Source organism: Alphaproteobacteria bacterium (assembly GCA_030739735.1).
Lineage (GTDB): Bacteria > Pseudomonadota > Alphaproteobacteria > UBA7887 > UBA7887 > UBA7887.
Map to the genome: position 1 here is coordinate 1 of JASLYQ010000066.1, position 534 is coordinate 534.

At 47.8% G+C, this 534-nt stretch carries 1 protein-coding gene; it reads right to left on the reverse strand.

The window, feature by feature from the left end; translation table 11 throughout:
• On the reverse strand, positions 1–492 hold a 492-nt coding region (locus QF629_13095), incomplete at its 3' end, for a hypothetical protein (protein MDP6014453.1).
• Positions 493–534: the final 42 nt, after the last annotated feature.

Below are 534 nucleotides of genomic sequence, written 5' to 3' on the forward strand. Positions count from 1 at the left end.
TTCTGGTACTTGTTCTGGTTCTGGTTCTTGTTCTGGTTCTTGTTCTGCTTCTTGTTCTGGTTTTTGTTCTGGTTCTTGTTCTGCTTCTTGTTCTGGTTTTTGTTCTGCTTCTGCTTCTGCTTCTGTTTCTGCTTCTGCTTCTGCTTCTGCTTCCGGAAATTGTTGAGTGAGCAAATGATTAGCCTGTTCGAATTGTTCCGGATCCACAGCCTGTTCAATATCAGGAAGTTTACCGGCAAACCACGCAGCAGCCTTTGGCGTGAAATGGTAGTTCTCGCTGATATACTGAAGAGTTATGAGTTCCGTTTCCGTGATCCGCCCGCCGTCCTTGGACAGTTCGACAATTTCTTCTGCATCCTTCTCGGAAATGCGGCCGTCTCCCTGACCGGAAATCCGCTCGTCTGCTGCTTCCAAAAGTGCTCTGTCGTAGCGGACACCCTGAATCGTCTTGTAATAACTCTTTTTAGCCTGTTCGAATTGTTCCGGATCCACAGCCCGTTCAATATCAGGAAGTTTACCGGCAAACCACGCAGC